The 18,648-nt window shown below is 45.9% G+C and carries 13 protein-coding genes, 1 pseudogene and 1 riboswitch; of the genes and pseudogenes, 4 read left to right on the forward strand and 10 right to left on the reverse strand.

Translation table 11 applies throughout. From position 1 onward, the window contains the following. Positions 1-69 precede the first annotated feature (69 nt). A complete protein-coding gene (locus FN815_RS05415; protein WP_142453594.1) occupies positions 70-2,229 on the reverse strand; it encodes a cation:proton antiporter domain-containing protein in 2,160 nt (719 codons plus the stop codon). A 116-nt stretch (positions 2,230-2,345) separates the two neighbouring features. Further along, positions 2,346-3,008 carry a beta/alpha barrel domain-containing protein gene (locus FN815_RS05420; protein WP_142453595.1) on the reverse strand — a complete coding sequence of 221 codons (663 nt, stop codon included), beginning with the start codon at positions 3,006-3,008 and terminating at the stop codon, positions 2,346-2,348. Positions 3,009-3,083: 75 nt separating this feature from the next. After that, a riboswitch (cyclic di-AMP (ydaO/yuaA leader) is annotated at positions 3,084-3,215 on the reverse strand. A 338-nt stretch (positions 3,216-3,553) separates the two neighbouring features. On the opposite strand from FN815_RS05420, the gene FN815_RS05425 reads away from it, so the two are divergent. Genes FN815_RS05425 through FN815_RS05440 form a run of 4 tightly spaced genes read left to right on the forward strand, consistent with a single transcriptional unit; the run spans position 3,554 to position 10,441 of the window. After that, on the forward strand, positions 3,554-4,255 hold the full coding sequence (locus FN815_RS05425) for a TetR/AcrR family transcriptional regulator (RefSeq protein ID WP_142453596.1): 702 nt from the start codon (positions 3,554-3,556) through the stop codon (positions 4,253-4,255). 51 nt (positions 4,256-4,306) lie between these two features. After that, positions 4,307-5,791, forward strand: a complete 1,485-nt coding sequence (locus tag FN815_RS05430; protein ID WP_142453597.1) for a TolC family protein — start codon at positions 4,307-4,309, stop codon at positions 5,789-5,791. A 33-nt stretch (positions 5,792-5,824) separates the two neighbouring features. Then, positions 5,825-6,913, forward strand: a complete 1,089-nt coding sequence (locus FN815_RS05435) for an efflux RND transporter periplasmic adaptor subunit (protein WP_142453598.1) — start codon at positions 5,825-5,827, stop codon at positions 6,911-6,913. A 39-nt stretch (positions 6,914-6,952) separates the two neighbouring features. Continuing rightward, positions 6,953-10,441, forward strand: a complete 3,489-nt coding sequence (locus tag FN815_RS05440; RefSeq protein WP_142453599.1) for an efflux RND transporter permease subunit — start codon at positions 6,953-6,955, stop codon at positions 10,439-10,441. A gap of 486 nt (positions 10,442-10,927) precedes the next feature. Here FN815_RS05440 and FN815_RS05445 read toward each other — a convergent pair whose 3' ends face one another. The 8 genes and pseudogenes from FN815_RS05445 to FN815_RS18845 form a co-directional block, all read right to left on the reverse strand. Then, positions 10,928-12,322: a S41 family peptidase gene (locus FN815_RS05445; RefSeq protein WP_185957177.1), complete on the reverse strand. Its 1,395-nt coding sequence runs from the start codon at positions 12,320-12,322 to the stop codon at positions 10,928-10,930. A 29-nt stretch (positions 12,323-12,351) separates the two neighbouring features. Then, positions 12,352-13,173 carry a TonB family protein gene (locus FN815_RS05450; RefSeq protein WP_142453601.1) on the reverse strand — a complete coding sequence of 274 codons (822 nt, stop codon included), beginning with the start codon at positions 13,171-13,173 and terminating at the stop codon, positions 12,352-12,354. A gap of 14 nt (positions 13,174-13,187) precedes the next feature. Then, positions 13,188-13,601 (reverse strand): ExbD/TolR family protein, encoded by a 414-nt coding sequence (locus tag FN815_RS05455; protein WP_142453602.1) that lies wholly within the window; start codon positions 13,599-13,601, stop codon positions 13,188-13,190. 2 nt (positions 13,602-13,603) lie between these two features. After that, positions 13,604-14,314, reverse strand: coding sequence for a MotA/TolQ/ExbB proton channel family protein (locus FN815_RS05460; RefSeq protein WP_142453603.1), 711 nt, complete (start codon positions 14,312-14,314; stop codon positions 13,604-13,606). Positions 14,315-14,327: 13 nt separating this feature from the next. Then, positions 14,328-16,034: an SPOR domain-containing protein gene (locus FN815_RS05465; protein WP_142453604.1), complete on the reverse strand. Its 1,707-nt coding sequence runs from the start codon at positions 16,032-16,034 to the stop codon at positions 14,328-14,330. Between the two features lie 3 nt (positions 16,035-16,037). Then, positions 16,038-16,235 carry an HU family DNA-binding protein gene (locus FN815_RS05470; RefSeq protein WP_142453605.1) on the reverse strand — a complete coding sequence of 66 codons (198 nt, stop codon included), beginning with the start codon at positions 16,233-16,235 and terminating at the stop codon, positions 16,038-16,040. Between the two features lie 13 nt (positions 16,236-16,248). Next, positions 16,249-17,979 carry a TonB-dependent receptor gene (locus tag FN815_RS05475; protein ID WP_142453606.1) on the reverse strand — a complete coding sequence of 577 codons (1,731 nt, stop codon included), beginning with the start codon at positions 17,977-17,979 and terminating at the stop codon, positions 16,249-16,251. Between the two features lie 356 nt (positions 17,980-18,335). Further along, positions 18,336-18,648: pseudogene (locus FN815_RS18845) on the reverse strand (IS110 family transposase); the annotation flags it as partial.

Here is an 18,648-nt window from a genome sequence, read left to right on the forward strand (position 1 = left end):
TATTTTCAAACCCATGGCATGAACTTAATCAATAATATCAAACATGCCCATAACAAATGGGTTACATAATCAGGTGTTGAATACAACTACCGGACATTTTGCCTGCTCCAGAATGTTTTCAACCCGGGGGCCCAAATACAGCCTGTGCGAACCTGGCCGGATATTGGTACCAAGGATCATAAGGTCGATATCGTTCTTTTCAACAAAATCAAGCACGATAGATTCAACTTCTTCACCGTGCTCTACAATGCCTTCCGTGGTAATTTTGTACGCTTCGCCACGCTCTTTGAACTCCTTCACAATAGAAGCCCCAACATTGGACTTCTTTACAGAAGGTTTTGCAACGCGATAAGGTCTGCCCGAATCTCGTCCTTGTTCAACTACATTAAGGCCTGTTACTTCGCAGCTTTCGCTGTTGCGTGCCAAAGCAAATCCAAGCTCGGCAGCGTTCCTTGATGCTTGCGTACCGGTAGTAGGCACTAATATACGCCGTGGTTTCCAACTTTCCGTAATGCCTTCGCTTTGCACCACCATCACCGGGCAGGGTGCAACCCTTACCACATAGTCGATGAATGAACTAAACAAATGACTTCGTTCCGGGGATGGCTCGGTGGCCCCCAATATCAACAAGTCATAATCCTTTTGTGCTTCATTGATGATAGCCTTGTCTGGCTTTTCACCGGTCACCAGTTTGGTAGTTACATCCAGACCTTTAAAGATTGCTCCCAACTCGTCCAAATACTGCTCGGATTCTTTCTTTTGATCCTTTTCAACAACCGTCATCAACGTAACAGACAGATCTGTATCCTTGCCCATCAGTGCCAATAACTGCGACTCCACGGATTGAATGGATAATTTATCGGGATGAGCTCCCCGCTTACGCACCGGCAACAACACCCGGTGGATTCCAGCAACCATGCTCTCCGCTTCCATTTCTTCTTTCTTGAGACGCTCCTCTTCTTCTTTGCCGATCTTCACATTGCTCAACACCCACTTCATTGCGGATGGAGCCATAAGCGAGGTGGCCATTGCCATTACCACAATAATGGAAAACATATCCTGCGAAAGAATCCCAAGGCGTAAACCAATAGTGGCAATGATGATTTCCATAGCCCCGCGGGCATTCAAACCGGCTCCAAAACTCAAAGCTGTCCAATGATCTTTTTTGCCGATAAACCTTGCCCCAATGTATGTACCCACTACTTTACCGCCTGTGGCTACCAGTATCACCAAGCCCGTAATCAGCAGCAAGTGCGGTTCAAATAGATTGATAACATTCACTTTCAATCCAGCAACCGCAAAAAAGATGGGCGCAAATATTCCCAGGGCAATGCTTTCCAACTTGTGATGCACCTCATCTGGAAGGCGAGGCATCATCCCAAAAATAATCCCCATTACAAAGGCACCCAGTACAGCTTCCAGGTTCAGGGCCTGTGTAATTGCTCCCCACAAAAAGGTGAGTACTACCACAAGCGTAAGTAAGCGATCGGTACTTTGTACTTCATCCTGCACATAGGTGAGCAGTTTTTTAACCATCCATCTACCAATAGTAAAACTCACTACCATAAAGGCCAGCACACTGCCTACAATTTGCAAAACAGTACCTGCAGTTACCGCTTCCCCACTGGCAAGACCTGCTACTATGGATAGCAAAATCCAACCCGTGGTATCGTCGCTCATCCCCGCCGCAATGATGGTTTGTCCTATATCGCGCCTCATCAGGTTGAGATCCATCAGCACTTTGGCTATTACAGGGATTGCAGATATAGACAATGCCGTAGCCACGAACAGCGAAAAGACCAGGCGCTGACTGGAATCTGCCAGCAGGTAATCGGGAAGGAATTGTCCCAATACAAAGCCAGTGGCAAATGTGATGATTATCCCTCCCCATGAAACCCCCATAGCCGTACGGGCATGCCGTTTTATAAGCCGGATGTCAGTTTCCAGACCAGTTATCAACAATAAAAACATAGCGCCAATCAGGCTTACTACCTCCAAAAGGTAGCCCTGAGTTTGGTTTTGGGGAACTACCCACTCACCAAGTTCCGGGAAAAAACCAGCCAGCAATGAAGGACCGAGAAGTATACCGGCCATGATTTCCCCAACCACGGAGGGCTGGTTCAGCCGCTGGGCTATTTCGCCTAATGCGCGGGCTACCAATAATAACACCCCAATCTGAACGACCAGGACTAACACGTCATGATGCGGAGCTGCTGAGAATACATCCATAATATTCACCTATAGTTTTTGATTTACCGAGGACCTGCAGGAATTTCTTTCAGGATGTAGTTTTAGCCCTGTTCCTTGGTACCCTCTGTTAATTTGTTTTTTTACTGTTGGGGTTGCTATCGTTTACCGTGCCGGTATTCATCAAATACCGAACGTAGTATTTCGGTTGCGGTGGGCGGGTTAAACACGATGGCATCTGCCCCCATTTCTATTGTTTCCAGGATGGTGGAGTCGTAGGGACCGCCACTGGCCATCACTGGTACATTTGGCACAAGTTCTTTTACTTTGGCTACCGATTCAGCAGTATACTCGCCGGTGGCAATGTTAAAAACATCCACTCCAGCATCAGCCAATTCTTCTACTTCTTCTCCATCATACATCACCGTGTAAATAAGCTTTCCGGTGATTTCTTTTCTGATTCGGGCAATTATATCCGGTGAAGTAGGTTTGGAAATAACCACTCCGGAAGCCCCTATTTCAAAAGCTGTTTTGGCAGACTGTATAGTTTGTTCTTCTCTTAAAAACCCTCCACCAGCGTCACAAAACACAGGTTTATTGCTAAAATCAATAATGACTTTATCCAGCTTGCTTGATTTCTCAAACGGATTCATAATCATCACAGCATCGGCATGCAGGCTTTGAATGTAGCTGAGGTCGGTACTTAGCAATACTGATTTGATCAGGTGATCTCCAAAGCGGATGCCTGGTGAATGAGTGATACTCTCTGGAATCTCAAATTTTTTAGCAGATAGGGTGTAATCCTGCGTTTGAATACTCATGTGCGTTCACTTATCGGTGTAAAATTCAATGGTTGATATAGCGATACGAAGACCGATAACGCACGGATGTGACGCTCAATCTTCTATCAATGCCTACGAAGTTAGCTGACGGGCTAGAGCTGATAGATGCTCTTTCCAAAAAGGAATTCGCCCCACTTATGGGTCCTCCGTTTTATTCGTGATGAATAAACTAAGCTGATTTTGCTGTGTGTATCTGAAACAATGATAATGGCTTTTTGTTGTTGGCGCAAACAGAATTTACAGTGACCTGAATTTTTTTTGCTACTAAAAACTCTAAGTATTTCTTGCTAAAGAATTAGCAACATTATTATTCTGTTTAAGCAGCACATCAAATTGAATATCAATAAACTTATTGCTTGGTATAAAAAGTTCCCATCTAATAAATCAGCGAACTAAGGCCCTGTTTGCCGGTTTCTTTCTGTATTTAAAAAAATCATTAACCCATGGGAACTATCAGGAAAACTGTGTAGTTTTGTGACCTGTATTCAAAAAATGACTTTAAGTCAAAAAATTATAGTTCACATATGGGAACAGCCGAACGCAAAGAGCGTGAACGAGAACAAAAGAAGGAGCTCATACTTGATGCTGCCGAGACTTTGATTCTTCAAAAGGGACTGGATCAGCTCAATATGGATGAGGTGGCAGAACAGGCCGAAGTTAGTAAAGGTTCGCTCTATCTTTATTTCAATAACAAAACCGATTTAGTTTTAGGGATTTGCAATAAAGCTAGCAAAATGCTTTCTGAGCAAATATCTTCCGTACTTACGCAAGATATTACCGGACTGGAGATGGTTTATAAAATGGGAGAAAACTATCTCAACTTTGTTCGCTCTCATCCCGAATATTTCCGCTCCATGCGCTTTTTTGATAATCTTATTGATGCCGAACAATTAGGTGAAAGCGAGTATCCGTCAATGTGCCAAAACAATATGGACACGGCCTTTACCAGCATGGTACGGGCAATCCAAATAGGCATGCAGGATGGAAGTATCAACAACAGCTACAATGCCAAAGAATTGGCCGTCATGCTGTGGAGCACTTCTCATGGTATGGTAAACCTCGCATTTCTGCATCAGAACTCTCCCCATTTTGAGCTGCTTGAAAAGAATAGCATTGATGTAAACTCTCTCTTTCAAGAGTATTTAAGACTCATTGGTTGTGGTATAGCCACCAATGCAGAGTCAATTGATGACTTCAAGTCAAAAATTGAAACAGATTCAAGATAACACCGTATCAGTCGCCCGAAAATTTCGAACTACTTTCAGAAACACTCACTCATGAATCGAATAACCTTTAAGCGAACATCCCTCCTGTTTGGCTTGCTACTCTCAATGGCCCCCATGCTGGCGCAGGCTCAAGTGCAACAAGATTCCCTTCTGCAAAAAGGCACCCTCAACCTTGAGGATGCCATAAAAGTTGCCGTAGCCAATAATCCGGAAGTAAACCGTGCGCTGCTCTCAGTACAAGACGCCGACCAAATGGTACGCATTGCTTACAGCGAGGTATTTCCAAACATCAGCTCATCCATGAGCTACACCCGCAATATTGAAACACCGGTAAATTATTTACCTGCCCAAATTTTTGATCCCGATGCCCCGGAAGGTGAGCTCATTGGAGTTTCCTTCGGAACGGATAATAATTGGCAGGGCGGTTTTTCGGTCACTCAAAATATTTTCCAGGGAGAGGTTTTTGTGGGACTCAGCACCTCCACGATCTTCAAAACCGTTCAACAGGAAAACCTGCGGGCTACTACCCAACAAATTATCACCCAAACAAGACAAGCTTATTACCAGGTTTTGGTAGCGAAAGAACAGCTGCGGCTTCAGGAAGCTCAAATAAGACGTCTGGAAGCCAATCTTCGTGAAAATAAATCCCGCAACCGGGCCGGACTTGTGGATGATTACGCCGTCCTTCAAATTGAAGTACAGCTCAGTAATCAACGCCCCTCACTGGTGGAAGCGCGGTATGCTGTGAAAGAAGCTTACCGAAGCCTGAAACAGGTTTTAGGTATTCCTTTGGAATTTGATTTTGAGGTGAAAGGTGACCTTAACGCTTTTGATATTGTTGCGAAGGAGGCTGAAGAATCCGAAAACAGCCATCTCAAACGGGTCGACCAAATGAACCCTTTCACCTATGAAAAAACCAATGAGCAATGGGCTTCTATGTTAGACGATCGCGGCGACATTCGCATGCTGAATGCCAACCTGGATTTAAGAGATAAAGAGATTCTGGCCATCAAAAGCCGCTTTCTGCCAACTTTAAGCGCCACCTATAATTTACAATGGAGTGCCGCCCAGCCCGGTTCCCCTACCTTTTTCCAAAACCCTGAGCCCAATACCGATCCAAACCGTTTTCAAACTCTGGCTATTAATTTTAGTCTGCCAATTTTTGAGGGCTTTAAACGGTTTGCGGATGTACAGCAGGCTCAGATCCAGCGCAAAGATGTAGAAGAGCAAAAAAGGGCTGCACGGCTGAATGCCCAGAATGAAATTGCTTCTGCTGCCGAAGCCCTGAACAAAGCCTTTGAAACCGCAGAAGCCCGAAGACAAGCCCTGGAACAAGCACAAGAAGGCTATGAACGTGCTTTAAAACGACTTGAAAATGGGATCGGATCTCAAATTGAGGTGACCGAGGCCGAAGTACAAGTCCGCCAGGCCGAAGTAAATTACGCACTCATGGTGTTTGAATACCTGAACGCCAAGGCACAATATGACCTTGCCACCGGGCAGGTTCCTTTTGTGGACACCGCCACTTACAACTGATACTGATTTTAACCTCCAAAACTTACCATCGAAATGAATACCCTTAAATTTTTTCTTCTTCCGGCATTGATGATTGCTGCAGTGGCTTGCTCGCCCGAGGCTCCTGAAGAAACCAACGGAGATGAGCCTGTCGGCAAAACCGTTAATGTAGAAACAAAACAACTTGAACCCCGAACCTTCCAGAGCAAACTGAGGGTGGTAGGGAATGTTGAAACTAAAAACGACATCATGATCTCTGCTGAAGTAACCGGCCGCGTTGTGGAGCAGTTGGTTGAAGAAGGGGCCGTCGTGGAAGAAGGTGATGTGCTTTTACGAATTGATGATGCCAAACTTCAACAGGAAAAAGCACGGCTCGAAGCACTCACCCAGCAGGCCCGCGAAAACTACGAGCGACTAAAAACTATTTTTGAAGAAGATAGCATCGGCTCTGAAATCGAATACCTGAACGCCAAGTATAACTACCAGCAAACAAAATCCTCGCTTGAATCTATTAAAGTAGATCTTGAGAACACCCGCATCAAAGCCCCCTTTGACGGAACGGTAGAGCGCTTCATGCTTGAAGTAGGAGAAATGGCCAGCCCGGGCATGCAAGTGCTGCGGCTGATTGGTACGGACACCTATATTGTTTCCGCCGGTGTACCCGCGCGCTATGCGGAGGAAGTAACCGAAGGTGACGATGTCGATATCTGGTTTGATACCCAAGCCGATGACTCCCTGAAAGGAACCATTACTTTTGCCGGGAAAAGCATCGACCCCCAAAACCGAACCTTCCGCATTGAAGTGCTTTTACCACCCAATTCACGCAATTATAAGGTAGACATGATTGCCAATATGAGCCTGAATACCTTAAGTGAAGACAATGTGCTGATCGTAAGTGAGGAATTCATTTACAAGCAAGACAACGAATTTGTGACGTATGTAAAAGCAGAAAACGACGAGGGGCAACCAGTTGCTGAACGACGAACCGTTACTTTGGGGCCTTCTTTTCGCTCGGATGTAATTATACGTGACGGCCTGCAAGCCGGCGAGGAATTAATAACCATCGGGTCTGCCTTTTTGAATGACGGCATGCGGCTCAACATTGTGGAAAGTCGCGACAAAAGCCTAGCCTCAAACAAATAGCATTACTGATTTTATAGAATATACGGGAGATATAGTACCATGAGTACGAACAATCAAAATGAAACAAATACGGGCAACGGGAGGCCAATTCCCAAGGAAGGAAACCGCAAAGAATTCTGGCTTTCAACCTTTTCTATCGACAACCGGATAAGTGTATTGGTGCTGTTGCTCCTTATTGCGGTGATGGGCGTGGTTTCTTATGTCACCATTCCAAAAGAGTCGTTCCCCAACATCACGGTACCTAACATTTTTGTGGTAACCATCTACCCTGGTGTATCGCCGGAGGATATGGAAAGCCTGGTAACCCGGAAGCTGGAAGACGAGCTCAGTAACATCAGCGACGTAAAGGAAATGACCTCGACTTCATCTGAGGGCTATTCCAATATCAACCTGGAGTTTGATACCGGCATCGACATCAACGAAGCCCTGCAAAAAGTGCGGGAGAAGGTGGACCTGGCCAAACCAGATTTACCGGAGGATGCCGAAGACCCCGTAATTCAAGAGGTCAATCTCTCCGAGTTCCCCATTATGCAGGTAAACCTCTCGGGAGATTACAGCCTTGATATCCTAAAAGAAATAGCGGAGGACCTACAGGAGGACATTGAGTCCGTCCCCTCTGTGCTGGGCGTAGACCTTACCGGAGGGCTGGAACGTGAGGTACAGGTGGATGTAGACCTGGCTAAAATGAAATATTATAACCTTAGCTTTACCGATATTATAGCCGCCATCAGCCAGGAGAATGTGACGGTACCCGGCGGTGATATCACCGTGGGTTCCAAAAATTTCCTTTTGCGAGTACCAGGGCAATATGAAAACACTGCTCCTATAGAAGATATCGTAGTGTTAACTGAAAACGACCGGCCTATTTACATACGTGATGTAGCTACGGTTACTTTCGGGTATAAAGAACGCGAAACCTATTCCACCCTCGATAATTCCCCGGTAATCACCCTCGGGGTTAAAAAAAGGACTGGTCAGAACATCCTGGAAACCTCTCAGGCCGTTAAGACAATCCTATCGGAAGCTTTACCCGCCCTACCCCCATCAACCACCTATAAAATTACAAACGACCAGAGCAAGGACGTTAACAGCATGGTCACCAACCTGGAGAACAACATTATCTCCGGGCTGATTCTTGTAATCGGTGTGTTACTCTTCTTTCTCGGGGTGCGCAATGCATCCTTCGTAGGGGTATCCATTCCGCTGTCTATGTTTTTATCGTTTATTGTGATGGGCGCGTTAGGCATCACCATGAACATGATTGTGCTGTTTTCTCTTATTCTGGCTTTGGGTATGCTGGTAGATAATGCCATTGTGGTGGTAGAGAACATCTACCGCTACCTGGAAGAAGGCTACGATAATTTCGAAGCTGCAAAAAAAGGAACCGGAGAAGTTGCCCTGCCTATTATTTCAGGAACAGCTACCACCCTGGCAGCTTTCGCTCCTATGCTGTTCTGGCCAGGCATTGTGGGTGAATTTATGGGCTATCTTCCCCTCACTCTCATTATTACTTTAAGTAGTTCCCTGTTTGTTGGGCTGGTGATAAACCCGGTACTCTGCGCCCTGTTTATGAAAGTAGAAGGGGATACCGGAAGGGCTGTCATGACACAAAAAGGGAAATATATTCTGTATGGTATACTTGCAGTCATTCTGGCCATCTTCCTGTTCGCCAGCTTTATTACCTGGACCATGCTTATTGTTTTGGGAGCTCTGCTATGGCTAACCAACCGGTATATTTTAACTCCTGTTGGCTTATGGTGGCAAAAAGAAGGTCTTAATAAGGTTTTGGACAAATACGAAAGCAGCCTCACCTGGGCTCTCAACCATCGTATCAGCACTATCGGAATTTCTGTATTGGTCCTGATTTCAAGTTTTGTGGTGTTGGGTGTATTCTTTCCTGGCTCTGAGTTCTTCCCCGAAGACATCCCGCCCCGTGATGTATATGTACAAATAGAAACACCGGTAGGCTCAGATGTTGAATTCACCAAAAGCGTGGTTGATAAAGTAACGGCCAAGGTAGAACAAATGCCTTACAATGTGGATTATAACACCATCCTTGCTACATCCGGTGCAGCTATTACCAGTGATCCCGCAGCAAGCGGTGGTAATTCTACCCATCTGGGCACGGTAGCAATCAATTTTGTGGATTACGAGCAAAGACAAAAAGGAGTGTTCGAGGCCATGGAATACATGCGCAATGAGCTTTCGGGACTGGTTGCCGGTGCAAAAATCACCGTTGAAAAACCCCAGGACGGACCGCCTACCGGCCCACCCATCAACTTGGAAATAACTGGCCCACAAATGGACCAGCTCACTCAAATTTCAGACCAGGTGCTGCGTATTATTGAAGGAGATTCTATTTATGCAAAACTGGACGGACTGGAAACAGATTTACCTGAATCGCGCCCTGAAGTAAAAGTAGATGTAGACCGTGAAAAAGCTGCTCTATTCAATCTCAATACCAATGATATTGGTATGACGGTACGGCAAGCCATTAATGGTGTGGAGGCTTCCAAATTCCGTGACGGAAAAGATGAATACGACATCGTTGTCCGGTTATCTGATGAATACCGTGATGATCTCAGCACTCTGGCTAATCTTACTATCTTCCATGAAGGAGTGCAGATCCCCCTTTCGGAAGTTGCCAGTTGGGAAGTCAGCGATGGCTTTGGAGGCATTCGCCATAAACAATCTGAGCGAGTAGTGACGGTAAGTGCAGATGTACGCTCCGGCTTTCAGTCTAATGCCGTATTACAGGAAGCTCAGGTATTGCTCGATGATTACCTGGAAGGAATGCCAGCTGGCTACACCTATGAATGGACCGGCCAACAGGAAGACCAGCAGGAATCTTTCGAGTTCCTTTTCCGGGCATTTCTCATTGCCTTGTTCCTGATTGCTTTTATACTGGTATCACAGTTTAACTCAGTAGCCAAACCGGTGATCATCCTCAGCTCCGTAATTATGTCGACCGCCGGCGTTTTTTATGGATTGGTGATCTTCAATATGCCGCTTGGCCTGATGGCCATACTTGGTATCATATCACTGGCCGGGGTTGTAGTAAACAATGCCATCGTACTGATTGATTACGTGGATATATTGCGTGAGCGAGACGGCATGGATTTACGATCGGCCTTATTGCAAGGCGGTAAAATTCGTTTTCGGCCAGTAATTCTCACCGCCATCACCACCACACTGGGACTCGTGCCTTTAGCTATCGGTTTTAACTTTGACTTCATTGTACTGGTTAATACCCCGCTGGAGTTCTTTGGTAACCTGAGTGAGTATATTTTCTGGGGAGGCGAGCAGGCCGCATGGTGGGGGCCTATGGCTATTGCCGTAATTGTTGGGTTGATATTCGCAACCGCCCTTACGCTGATTCTCGTTCCCGTACTCTACAGTGTCATTGAGCGCGGTCGTCGCAAATTGAACAAAGTGATGTTCGGAACTACCGAACCCGGCATCATCAAAGACCAAAGCAACCTGAACGGAGAGTCTAAAAAGACCAAGCTGGAACCCTCGGCTGGTTAGCTTGGAGCTTCGTACTGAAACTCAAGCCCTGTCACTTTATTAAAGTCGGCAGGGCTTTTTTTATGGTGATATTTTAATCTAAACCATCCTTTACCACACAGGGGCATCTTTTGGCATTCAAAATTTTGATAATAACAGCTTCACGCCAGTTCGAGATAAAACCGCCATTGCGAAGGCTTCCGATCCTGATTAGGCAAATCGCTTCTTTCCCGATTTCTCAGGAGGATGACCAGCCGACTTTTACATCATTCTTATTTCAATTTGTACAGTAATTGCTTCGACCTTCAGGCCGGTGAAGAAAGTCAAGAAATAAAGCTTTGCCCCCATGAAGGTACGAGTTCATAAGGTTTTCAAAGCTTTAGCTGTACTCCCCTTTTACCATTCTTTCCGACAACCCTCGATAAATGTATTCACTTTAATTCCAAAAAAAAGGCCGGGAGAATACATCTACCGGCCTGCTTAACACTTTAAATAAAATGAGTTCTCTTAATTTCTGATATCCTTAAAGTCTTCAAACAGCACGTTGCCTTTACGTAATTGTACACGATCGTGCAGTTTTTGATAAGGAATATTGGAGCGTTTTTTGGCCACGGGGCCAGGCTCTCCAGTAATCAGCTCAAGGGCTTTTCCTAACATAGGATCAGCCGGATCACCGATAGGTTCAGGCTGAAAAATATCTTCTTCCACTTCATAATCAGGCATCAGGCCATCGCGAAAGTCTGAAACACCATCGGCATTCGCATATTTCAGCGTAACAGGAACCACGGCATAATCATTGGGGGGACTTGCATCCTCGCCGGTCAGTACAAAAGAACCATAAAATTTGCCAAAGGTAGGCGTTCCGATCTGAACTACATCCATATATGGGCGCAATCCGTTGATCAGTAATTCACTGGCTGATGCAGAGCTGGAAGTGGTAAGGAAGTAAGCACGCTCAAGGTTCAGATTCACCGGATCGGATGAAAAGCGGGCAACCAGGTTTGGAGAATTTATGCCTTCCACACTTTGGAAATAACTGCGCAGGTTATCGTTGTATTCATATCTTACAAACACTTCTTCATTATCTGCTTCGATAGCTGGAACAATTGAGTTGGCCATATTTTCAGCCGCTGTCACTCTACCGCCGGGATTGTATCGAAGGTCCACAATCAATTCGGTTACACCTTCCGCTTCAAATTCGGACAAGGCATTATCCACACTTTCAATAAACTGATCACCTTCACCCACCAGGAACTGGGCATAAAACATATAGCCAATTTTGGTTCCGTTGGTATCAATAATACTGGTGTGTACAACAGGATCCAGATCGATCTGTGCTTTGTTTATCGTGATTGTACCTCCTTCTCCAATTGCATTTTCTTCTGCATCGTATTCTCCTAACTGGTAGGTAGCTTCTCCCTCTGCGTAATAAAGATCAAGGTAATTGTCGCGGCTCAGGGAAACACCATTGATGCCAAGAATGATATCACCACGTTTGAGGCCTGCCTCATCAGCTGGTGTTCCGGGATATACAAACTCAACGATGATAAAAACCCCGTTGGAATTAGAGAAAGCCCCAAAAGTGGGTGAAAATCCTGCAGTATAGGAAGAACCCTGCAGTTCTTGCTGAAGACTCTCTGCATCGTCTGACATATATGAAAAGATATCGTCTTCTTGCAGCATACCATTAAAGAATGTTTCTGGCTCAAGCTCTCCATCTGCCTCTTCTGGAACTAATTCATTCCAGTAGTAATAGTAGTCCATAGTAGAAACAATCCAGGAATTGACCTCATAAAACTCTCCTTTTTTGTTGCCACCACCAGATGGATTGTCTTTGCACCCTGTTATAAATATCACCAGCATTAGCACTGACGACAAAATATACGTTAATCGCTTTTTCATAGTACTTATAAGTAATTTTGAAATAATATTTAATCGAATACGAATCGAAAGGTAATGGTACCCCATTGTGTCTGCTGAGGTACGCCTCCCGGCAACCGGGAGAAACGCCAGCTTCGCAGCGTACTCATCACTTCCCGTTCTAATTCGGGATTCATTTTTCTTAAGGGAATGATCCGGCCTACGGTACCATCAGGGCGAACTTCAAAGCGCACGGTAATAACGGCTTCGGTATTCGCTGAGTTTTGTGGCAACGGTTGCACCATGGGTGAGCGGTCTATTTCGCCTTCCCATTTCAGTTCATAGGGGGATGATTTCTCTTGATCATTTCCCATTCCCTGGTCTGAATTCAGTTCTCCACGGGCCCCGTCCTCGTCACCGCTTGATTCTTCACCTTCGGTGATATCTTCGTTTTCGCGGGCTACCGGCGGCACCTCTACCTCTTCTTCCTCAGGCTCGGCTTCCTGTTGTTCAGGATCTATTTTTTCCGTTTCCGGGGTAGTTACCGGCTCTTCAACAATTTCTTCTTGCTGATCGGGCAGGTCAACGGGTTTGGTTACTTCTTCGGTAGGAGTTTGCGGACTTTCTTCCGGCTCTACCACTTCTTCCACCGGATCTTCCGGCTCTGTTTCAGAAGGATTGGGGCGCTGGGCAACTTCTTCGTTTTTCACTTCAGAATACTCGGCCAGCTGACCAGAGGCAAACTCACCAAATTCTACCTCAATATAAGAGGGACGGACATTGGTATCCAAGCTCATGGTGTAGAAAAGAGAAAATAACAGCAGAGCAATGTTTATCCCTGTGGCGATCCACAAAGCAAAACGATCATCTTCTGTAAATTTATAGCGTCCCATAGTTGGTTATTCTCTCACGAACCCTGTTCGGTGGCCATGATTATTTTAAGGTTCAGGGCTTTGCTGACATTCATTACGCGCACGGCGTCATCCACTTTGGCATCTTTATCGGCCCTCAATACAACGGTTCCATCGGGCTTATTATTTCTTGCCTGGCGGATCGCGCTTGCAAGCGCACCACGGGCGGTTAAATCTCCATCCACATAAAACTCTCCCTCTTTTGTTACCGCTACGGAAATAAACTGAGTATCCGTTGCCGCACTACTTTCGGCCCGGGGAACTTCCACCCGGATACCAAAATTGGTTACAAATGATGAAGTTAGCAGAAAGAAGATCAACAGCAAAAGCACAATGTCGGTTAACGACGACTGTGAAAACAGCGAAAGAGGCGTAAGCCGTTTATCTCCTCTGCGAAAATCCAGTGCCATGGTTATCCCTCTCTGTCTTTTTTAGCGGGCGATTGGAGCAAGTCAAGGAAATCGGCTGAAGCATTTTCCAGTTCAAAAATAGAACGGTTGATCTTGCCCAGCAGGAAGTTATAAAAACCCAGGGCAATCAAACCAACAATCAGTCCGGCGGCGGTCGTAATCAAGGCTTCCCAAATACCCCCGGCCAATACACTAGGATTCACATTACCCTGTAGCGACTGAATATCCATGAAAGCTTCGATCATTCCGGTCACGGTTCCTGTAAATCCTACCAGAGGAGCCACACCGGCAATGGTAGCCAGCCAGTTCATCCTTTTCTCAAGAAAGAAAATCTCTTTTTTACCGGCATTGTCAATAGCATCCTCGATATCACGAATGGGGCGCCCCAAACGTTTGATCCCAGCTTTGATAATGCGGGCGATGGGTTTGTCGGTCTCATCACAATAAGCAATGGCATTAGAGGCCCCGCCTTTACCTGACTTCAGCATACCCTCAACCGTATTCAAAAAACTTTGAGGCTCGATATGTGAACGGTTAAGTGCCCTCCACCGCTCCACAATTACATAGATGGCAATAAAAAACAGGATAAAGATGGGAATCATTAAGATGCCCCCCTCTACCAGTAAATCGAAAAAAGTCATGCTTTCTTCCTGCATGGCCATAAGGGAGTCAACTGCAGCGCTATCCTGCAAAAAAAGCAACAGTAAATTCATGTAGATGATAAGTTTATTGTATTTGAGTTATAAAATAGTTGTCAGAGAGTGGTTCCGATAATTCTTCGGCGGCGATGGCAGCATCCCTCATTGTTTCAAACTGCCCCAGGCTTACACGCCATAACGTTCCGTATTGCGAAGATGGTATGCCTACCAGCAATACGCGATAACCGGCATCGCTTAATTCATTTTGGCGCTGACGGGCATTGTCTTCATTGCTTAGCGAATAGACCACTATGGTGTAGCCATCATTGGCCTCAGGATCAACTTGTCCCATCAAGCCGTATTCGGGCTGACCGGCGGGTACATCCGCTTCACCTTCGTTCAGAGATACCGGGGAATCTTCTGATTGTTCCTCAACCGGACTCGCCTCTTGCTCGCTATTTTCATTTTCAGGCAGGGGTTGTTCCTGCTGCTCCGCCTGAGCTGTTTGCTCATTTTCCTCTTGTTGAGAATTCTGAGTCATCGGCTCTTCAGCTACAGATTCTTCCGGCTGTTGCACTACAGCCTGCTGATTTTGAGCCGTTGTTGCTTCAGGAGTAATTCCTGGAATCTGAATCCAACCGGCATAACCAAGTCCTGCCACGGCAATACCGGCTATTAATACAATCAGCACCAACCAAAGCCAAACCGGTGTTTCTTCTTTCTCGTGCTTAGGTGTTTTTTTTGCCTCAGGTTTTAATTTTTCTTCCTTTTTCTCGGCCTTCTCCTTTCGGGCTTTTTTGGCACTTTCGGATGCCAGATTCTTTATCACTGGCACTACTTCTTCTTCAGATGAGGGTTCTTCCTGCTTTGCCTCGCCCCCCGCAGCTTCTTGTTCTTCCTGATCATCAGCAGTGTCGGCATCCTCTTCAGAATCTTCTGCTTTTTCCGGCACTTCTTCGGTCTCTTCAGCGCCGGATTTAGCCAGTTCCTCAAAAGGATCTTCTTCCTCTTCAGCTTCTTCCTGCAGCACTTCTTCCGGTTCATCAGGCACATCTTTTTCGGGCCCTTCGTCCTCGGTTCCCTCTTCAGGGGCAAGCTGTGCACTCATTTCCTCCACAAACTCATCCATTTCCTCGGAGTCATCCGCACCCTGACCAAAAACAGCCTCAAATTCATCGTCTTCTTCGGGCTCGGCTTCCTCTTCTTTATCGCCATGGGTTGATTTGACTACCGGCTCTTCTTCGTCCTCATCATCGTCAAGTAATCCTGAAAACAGGCGACGGTTACTCTCCCTGTCTTCCTCATCGGTATGAGCATCAATGCCCCAGGGCTTCTTAGGAGCTTCTTCTGAGTCAGCTGCTTCCTGATCTTCTTCCCCGGAGTCCCCAGCTTCATCCGCCTCATCCTTATCAAACTCAAAAATATGATCTGATTCCGGGTGCTCTTCAATTACATCGTCCTCAAGTTCATCCAACAATCCAGCAAAAGGATCTTCTTCATCGGTATCATCCTCAGAAACTTCTTCGTCAGATGGGGCGGGAGAATCCATCTCAATAGGCTCCATGCCTACATACTTGTAGTTAATCTCCGTTTCCAGGCCTTCATTGGGCAGAAAAATAATGTTATCACCAATTCCACTAAATACCCCAAAACCTTCAAGTTCGTAGGCATCGCCTTCAGCAATCGCTTCTTTAATTTCATTAACCAGCTTTTTCAGCTGCTCTTCCACCTCTGATTTATCCAAACCCGAGGTTTCAGTCACTAACTCTACCAGTTTTTGGTGATCTATATGCATGACCTACCCTTTTCTTTCGGCTGTAAATTCAATCACATCTTTAGGCGGAACCATGATATTGGTGCCATCTGCCCTTTTTTCCTGCTTCTGGTTTTTATGAACCGCTTTAAAGGTTCCCAAACCATCTATTTCTACAGAATTTTTCATGATGATCTGGTCACGTATCACCATACCCAAATTTTTTAAAAACTCGTTTGTCATAGTCTTTATCTGATCAGAATTTAACCGTTAGTCCTCCAAAAATCTGCAACGGACGCTCAGGATATCCGCTCCATACCGCATATTCATTATCAAGGATATTCAGCATTTTGCCAAACACCCCAAAGGTGTCGTTAATTTGATATTCGGCACCGGCACTCAACAAGAAGAAAGCATCTAAATCGCCGTTTTCGGCCGGAGCCCTGCGCTTGCCAATATATTCTGCCCAGCTGTTAATTGTTAGTTCTTTTACCGGGCGAAAGGAAACCCCGGCTTCCAAGCCTAAACGCTCTTCATATGGAATGTTCCCGCCGGATGATAATTTCGGACTGCGGGCATATACTTTAGCGTCTGCCCAAAACTTATTGGGAACCAACTGATGACTGGCGCCAGCATACAGCTCAAAAATATTGGCATCGCCATAATTTACATCGTAAAAAGTATTAAACCTGATGCCACTCAAAATCGAATCACGCTGGTAATATGCAAAGTTCTGTGCATGCTGATAACGCACCCCTCCAAAGATCCGGTTGCCTTCAATCAACTGGAATTGGGCTTCGGCTTCAGCACCCAGTGTATAGGTATGCCGTAGTTGGGTGTTCGTATTCAAGAACCGGTTGAACTCGTGATAGTCCTGAACCGACTGCACCTCGGGAGTGGCATATGCCCGGCCCTGTAGCTGTAATCCTTGAGCCAGGTAATGCGTGATTTCTACCTCGGGGCTAAAATAGACTTTATCTGAAAAAGCATCCGAAACATAAGCTACACCCGCTTTCCCGTTCACCCGCGTGGTAAAATTGAAAAGTCGCTCATAAGTAAAATCAGCATTCAGCAACATCCAGTCTTCATTGGGAGCGGAGCTTAAGTCGTAGGTTCCGCCTTTGATTCCACCGCTAACATCAAAAGTCTCGTATTGACGGTTACCCGGCCAGTATATCTTAAAACCTGCAAAGTAGGCTTTCTCGTTTAGTTCGCCAGAGAGGGCTCTAAGTGGAACTGAAGCTGATTTCGCTGTCAGCTCCGTATCAAAAATGGAGCCGCCCAGTGAATACTTCATCCCCGAAAATGCATTATTGATTTTTTGCACGGTCATCTTTCCGTATGCGCCCAGATACTCCTTCTCGGGGGTCTCATTAAAACCAGGTGCAGTATTTTCGGGATAAAACATAAAATTCTGGTCCGCCTGTGCTTTTACATCTACAGAAAAGCGCCACTTCTCATTAATTTTCTCAAAATAGCGGGCATTAAAATCCATATACCGGAAGCCGCCCTGATCATCGCTAAGATGACCTTCAGAAGAGCGCACGTTCAAGTTACCGGTCAGCCCCCTGTTTTCATTAAACGCATGATATCCGTAAGCTTCGATCATCGGGGTGATGTAACTGCCAAAACCTGCGCGCAGATATCCGTTGGTGCGTGCGGGATATGAAAGCAGTGAGCGTGTCGGTGGTTCGGGGCGACCCAGCTGAGTGATAGAGATATCAGCTACGGCATCTTCCCGTGATTCCATGAAGGGCATGCGGTTAGGATCAACCTGGTACACGCGGGGCTTGGGATTAAAACCGAGAATGGGCTGGCGGCGCAAACCGGGAAAACTGGCCTGGAACTCGCTGCGGATCTCAATATCCTGCGGATTTATCTCCGGTAACAGGGAGCCTTGGTTGCCACCTTGTCCGTCTTGGGCAAAGACCAAAACCGGCAAAAGTAATACAAAAAGTGAGGTAAATAGCGGTGTAGATTTCATCATAGAACTGCGTTTCCAGAATGTACTAATTTTTGAAGGAAGGATTAAGGGGCTAACGAAAAAGATGTACCAGAAGTGTGCGGTGGTTGTTCCAACAGGAAAAGCCATACTTGACACATAAATATGAAGCTCTTTATACAGTAAGGGCGCATTGCAATGCGCCCTTACTAGGTGCTTATCCTTGGTTTAAGCCATCACCATAATAAACCCTTTAAAGCTATAGTACCATGGAGGCTCGCGGAGCCAAATCATTTGCTGATTGGCAAAGTACAATTCATTGGAAAATTATTAGCTGCTACAATCGTCAGGTACTGTGTTAAAAATCAAGAGAAACTTCTATTTTATGTCTTCAAAGAACATCATGATGCCTTTGCATGTGATGTATCTACAGTAGCCTTGCCTTTGGCAGGGCTACTTTTTTTATGGGTGGCTTGGTGGGCTTTGATCACCTGCGGATCATATGCCTGCCCGTTATTCCACAGGGTGTACATATAGGTTAGGAGTTTTTTCTGGACCGCTACATGCCCCTTCATCTTAATATTGTGGGTGCCCACCAGCCGCTCATATAACGCATACGTGGGCCCTTTTCCCATTCGCACCACTACACCCGCCGGCATAAACATTGCCCGACGAATATATTTGGAGCCCTGTTTGGAAATTTTCGGTTTCCCG

The organism is Gracilimonas mengyeensis (genome assembly GCF_900182705.1).
GTDB classification, from domain to species: Bacteria; Bacteroidota; Rhodothermia; order Balneolales; family Balneolaceae; genus Gracilimonas; species Gracilimonas mengyeensis.

Coding starts and splice junctions, on each gene's coding strand:
- FN815_RS05460 (WP_142453603.1), bottom strand. CDS start 14,314: ATGAATTTACTGTTGCTTTTTTTGCAGGATAGCGCTGCAGTTGACTCC.
- FN815_RS05420 (WP_142453595.1), bottom strand. CDS start 3,008: ATGAGTATTCAAACGCAGGATTACACCCTATCTGCTAAAAAATTTGAG.
- FN815_RS05430 (WP_142453597.1), top strand. CDS start 4,307: ATGAATCGAATAACCTTTAAGCGAACATCCCTCCTGTTTGGCTTGCTA.
- FN815_RS05455 (WP_142453602.1), bottom strand. CDS start 13,601: ATGGCACTGGATTTTCGCAGAGGAGATAAACGGCTTACGCCTCTTTCG.
- FN815_RS05470 (WP_142453605.1), bottom strand. CDS start 16,235: ATGACAAACGAGTTTTTAAAAAATTTGGGTATGGTGATACGTGACCAG.
- FN815_RS05440 (WP_142453599.1), top strand. CDS start 6,953: ATGAGTACGAACAATCAAAATGAAACAAATACGGGCAACGGGAGGCCA.
- FN815_RS05445 (WP_185957177.1), bottom strand. CDS start 12,322: ATGAAAAAGCGATTAACGTATATTTTGTCGTCAGTGCTAATGCTGGTG.
- FN815_RS05465 (WP_142453604.1), bottom strand. CDS start 16,034: ATGCATATAGATCACCAAAAACTGGTAGAGTTAGTGACTGAAACCTCG.
- FN815_RS05435 (WP_142453598.1), top strand. CDS start 5,825: ATGAATACCCTTAAATTTTTTCTTCTTCCGGCATTGATGATTGCTGCA.
- FN815_RS05425 (WP_142453596.1), top strand. CDS start 3,554: ATGGGAACAGCCGAACGCAAAGAGCGTGAACGAGAACAAAAGAAGGAG.
- FN815_RS05475 (WP_142453606.1), bottom strand. CDS start 17,979: ATGATGAAATCTACACCGCTATTTACCTCACTTTTTGTATTACTTTTG.
- FN815_RS05450 (WP_142453601.1), bottom strand. CDS start 13,173: ATGGGACGCTATAAATTTACAGAAGATGATCGTTTTGCTTTGTGGATC.
- FN815_RS05415 (WP_142453594.1), bottom strand. CDS start 2,229: ATGGATGTATTCTCAGCAGCTCCGCATCATGACGTGTTAGTCCTGGTC.